The following is a 4,535-nucleotide window of genomic DNA, read 5'->3' as shown; positions in this document are numbered from 1 at the left end:
AATAGTCGAGCATGCCTTCTGGAAAAAACAAACTCATAATAGCCAAATCATTTTGCATAATTGATGTGATTCTTTTTTTCAAAAGTATAACATTTTAGCTCATCCCCCCAGGTTTTGTTCTTGACCCATTGGTAGCTATTTGACAAGGAAATTATTTAAAGCATGACTAAAATAATATTACACAACAATACTGAATAGTATTTTACCTATATTTGAGCAGCATTAAAAACCCTAAAGCATACCAACATGAAAAAACTAATCATTATCTCCCTATTTCTCTTATTTTGCTTCCAAAGCCATGCCCAAAACTGGATTGAACCTACCTTTGTTACAAAAACAAGTGGTGGGTATTTAGATCCAGAGTTTTGTATAGACCATGAGGGTGTAATACATTGTGTTTGGCAGGAAGTCTATAATACAGACTACAGTCAAATATTTTGCAGTAATTCACACGATAATGGCTTAACTTGGGCAGATGCTATCAATATTTCTCAAAATTCTGAGTATCGTGTTTCCAGCCCACATATAGTTTGTGACTCTGAAAATAATTTACATCTTTCTTATGATTATAACAGCAATAGTACCTCAGCGGTACAGATTTATTATCAAAGCTTCAATGGGGAAGAATGGAGTGAGCCCATAGAACTGACACCCAATACGCTTTGCTCCTATCGTAATAAATTATTTATCGACCATAACGATAGAGTCTATTGCTTTTGGTATAGAGGAGTTAACAATGGTACCTCATTTTACAAATTTAAAAATGACGATAGTTGGAGTGATATAATTACCCCTTATGATAATAGCGAATTTCATTTCTTTAATGATGCTGTAGTAGATTCGGATAATAATTTACATTGGATAGGAAATCATCATTATCAAAACGAAGGAAGCTATGATATTAAACCCATATATTTCTTTTATGATTATGAAAATGATGAGTGGAGTGATTTCGAAGAATTTGGCGAAGGTTATTCTTGGAATGGTTTTGATATAGACTTAGACAATAGTGAGAATCCCCATTTGGTTTGGCAAGAAAAAATTCCTCAAGTTGGAGAACCTCCTCTAAATACAACATATTACAATGCACAAAATGAGTATGGGATATGGGATATGCCTACCTATCTTGGAGATGGTAGAAACAACCAAAGAATTATAATTGATTATCAGAATCGCCCAAACGTATTTCATAGAGAAAAAAATGAAATAGAGGACAAATGGATTGTGATTTATTATTATAAGAATGTAATAGATTGGGAATCGAGCATTTTTCCAGTGGAAAACTCTATAAATGAATTTGAAATCTTGAAACAAGATATGACAATCAATATGGTCTTCACAGCAATAACTTCTTTTGATAATAACATGAAAAATGTGATGTTCACTCGTACTGATATGATCAATCATATAAACACTCTAGAACCATCGAATAAACTTGAAATATCACCTAATCCCTCTAGAAAAAACTTTAATATTAATTTCGATCTTGAAAATGAAGAAAGAGTAAATATTCAAATTTATAATTTGCAAGGGGAATTAATTAAAAAGCTTTATGATGATGAAATGCTATCAGGAAATCATCAATTAGAATGGAACCCCAAAGATGAGGGCAGGCAGTTAAATTCTGGTTTGTATTTCATACGATTACAAACTGATCAGACTATATCAACTCAAAAGCTTGAATTTATAAGATAATCCATTGCATAAATAATTGAAACCATGAGAAAACTAATTATCCTATCCATTACTGTACTATTTTGCTACCAAAGCCATGCCCAAAACTGGATTGAACCTACTTATGTTACAAAAACTGGAGGTCAGTATTTAGACCCAGAGTTTTGTATAGACCATGAGGATGTAATACATTGTGTTTGGCAAGATGTTTATGAGCAATTTTACAGTCAGATATTCTATAGTAATTCGCACGACAACGGCTTAACTTGGTCCGATGCCATCAATGTCTCACAAAATAGTGAGTATCGTGTTTCTAGTCCACATATTGTTTGTGATTCTGAAAACAACCTACACCTTACTTATGATTATAATAGTAATAGTACCTCTTCCATTCAGATATATTATCAAATGTTTAATGGGGAAGGATGGAGCGAACCTGAAGAGTTAACACCCAATACACTTTGTTCCTATCGCAACAAAGTAATTATCGATCATAATGATAGAGTATATTGCTTTTGGTATAGAGGAGTTAATAATGGAACCACATTTTACAAATATAAAAACAACGATAGTTGGAGTGATATCATAACACCTTATGACAATAATGAATACCATTTTTTCAATAACGCTGTAGTAGATTCAGAAAATAATTTACATTGGATAGGAAATCATCATTATCAAAATGAAGGAGACTATGATATTAAACCCATTTATTTTTTTTATAATTATGAGAATAATGAATGGAGTGATTTTGAGGAATTTGGAGAGTATTATGCTTGGATAGGTTTTGATATAGATTTAGACAATAATGAAAACCCCCATTTGGTTTGGCAAGAAAAAATCCCTCAGGTTGGAGAACCTCCTCTTTCCACAACATATTATAATGCACAGAGTGAAGATGGAATATGGGATATCCCCACCTATCTTGGAGATGGTGAAAACAATCAAAGAATTATAATCGACTATCAAAATAACCCTAACGTATTTCATAGAGAAAAAATAGAAGTTGAGGACAGATGGATAGTGGTTCATTATAATAAAAATGATAATAATTGGGAATCGAGTATTTTTCCCGTGGAAAACTCAATCGCGGAATTTGAAGTTTTAAAACAAAATATGACCATCAATATGGTCTTCACGGCGGTAACTTCTTTTGATAATAACATAAAAAATGTGATGTTCACTCGAACGGATATGATCAATCAAACAAGCGATTCAGAAACATTAATGGATTTTAAAATTTCACCTAATCCTTCTAGTCAATATATAAATATTAATTTCCATCTTGAAAATGAAGAAAGAGTAGGCATTCACATTTATAATTTGCAAGGGGAGTTAATTAAGACGCTTTATGATGGCGAAATGCTATCAGGAAATCATCATTTAAAATGGGACCTTCTAGATGAAAGCAGACAGTTAAATTCTGGTTTGTATTTCATACGATTACAAACTGATCATACTATATCAACTCAAAAGCTTGAATTTATAAGATAAAACTGAATTATTAATCTAACATTAGGCCAGAGAATCAGGAGTAGCTATAGCACCAAACTTTCCACAGAATAATTGCCATAGTACTCCCCAACCTGGCTGATGTTGCAAAACTAAACAATATGTTTAAACTTAAAGCAATTATGATTTTATTAATGGTTCTCTGCATGATCCATTTTGGCATTAGCCAAGAAAAATATGCAGTAATAATAACTGGCAATAATGCATACAGCAGCAGTGTGCCATTGACAAGTCAGTGGCAAAGTTCCAATGCTGTTTTAGGTGAACCAGCACCAGAGTTCTGGAACGATACCTACTTAATGTGGGAAATGTTGGTCTATGAAATGGATTATTTGGATGAAAATGTATTTGTGATTTTCGCTACTGGTGAAGATGCACAAAATAGTAAGGTTGGTGAACGTTACATAGCACATATTCAGCATGAAGATGAATTCCAAGAAGGAGATTATATTACAGATTATTATGCTTCAATAAATAGTGTAGAGACCGTTTTTAATGGCCTTGCCAATGGAACCTCTGGATTACCACAAATTACCGAAGATGATTTTTTATTTGTTTATACTTTTGGCCATGGTATTGTTGGGGGTACCGATCCAAATACATCATCTATTGAATTAATGGATGGAGAATTGTTATTTGTTGAACCATTTGAAGAATTAACAGACCCAATACTTGCAAATAGGAAAGTATTTTGGATGCAACAATGTGTTGGTGGGGATTTTAGTGGTGTTTTGGAAGCTACAAATACAGTTTTTAATTCGGCCACTCACCATGAGCTAGGAACACGAGCAGATAATCTTACTACTAATGGTCAAGCTGTTGATGAATCTGATTTTTATCAAGCAGAACAAAATGATAACGCTTCTCATGGTGAATTTAACTTCCATATATATTCATCCACCATGGGTGAGTCACCAACGGAATTAACAATTATGATGGTGACTTATATACCAATGCCGATTTAAATAACGACAATGTTATTTCTGTTTATGAAGCATCCCAATGGCATGGAATAAAAGAATCAGCTCCAGAAACACAAAAATTTGTCGACCTAGGAGGAATTGGGGCTCATACTTCTTTAAAGTATCCTACACTACTTTGGAAAAATGCATACTCTAATGAAACCTATAGAGGAATAATTGGTATTTCAAAAAGCTTTTCTGTTGAACCGGGAGCCGAACTCACCTTCCTAAACAAATCTAAAATTGAAGTGCTAAATGGCGCAGAACTTACTGTAAAAAAGGGTGCTACACTTACCATTGGAAACAATGTTGATATCACCAATGGTAAAATAATTATTGAAGATGGTGCAACAGTAAATATTGATACCGATTTGTACTTAGATAAAA

General features: G+C 33.1%; 3 protein-coding genes. All 3 read left to right on the top strand.

Features of this window, described 5'->3' with window-relative positions; genetic code table 11:
- Positions 1 to 246: 246 nt before the first annotated feature.
- On the top strand, positions 247 to 1,695 hold the full coding sequence (locus tag HNS40_RS21630; RefSeq protein ID WP_172284802.1) for a T9SS type A sorting domain-containing protein: 1,449 nt from the start codon (positions 247 to 249) through the stop codon (positions 1,693 to 1,695).
- Positions 1,696 to 1,719: 24 nt separating this feature from the next.
- Entirely contained in the window at positions 1,720 to 3,168 is a 1,449-nt protein-coding gene (locus HNS40_RS21625; RefSeq protein WP_172284801.1) for a T9SS type A sorting domain-containing protein, read from the top strand.
- 119 nt (positions 3,169 to 3,287) lie between these two features.
- Positions 3,288 to 4,151 carry a hypothetical protein gene (locus tag HNS40_RS21620; protein ID WP_172284800.1) on the top strand — a complete coding sequence of 288 codons (864 nt, stop codon included), beginning with the start codon at positions 3,288 to 3,290 and terminating at the stop codon, positions 4,149 to 4,151.
- The last annotated feature ends 384 nt before the right edge of the window (positions 4,152 to 4,535 follow it).

Origin of the sequence: Lentimicrobium sp. S6 (genome assembly GCF_013166635.1) — a bacterium.
Lineage (GTDB): Bacteria > Bacteroidota > Bacteroidia > Bacteroidales > UBA12170 > UBA12170.
The sequence above is the reverse complement of the archived record's forward strand: the minus strand, read 5'-3'. Positions and strand labels throughout refer to the sequence as shown.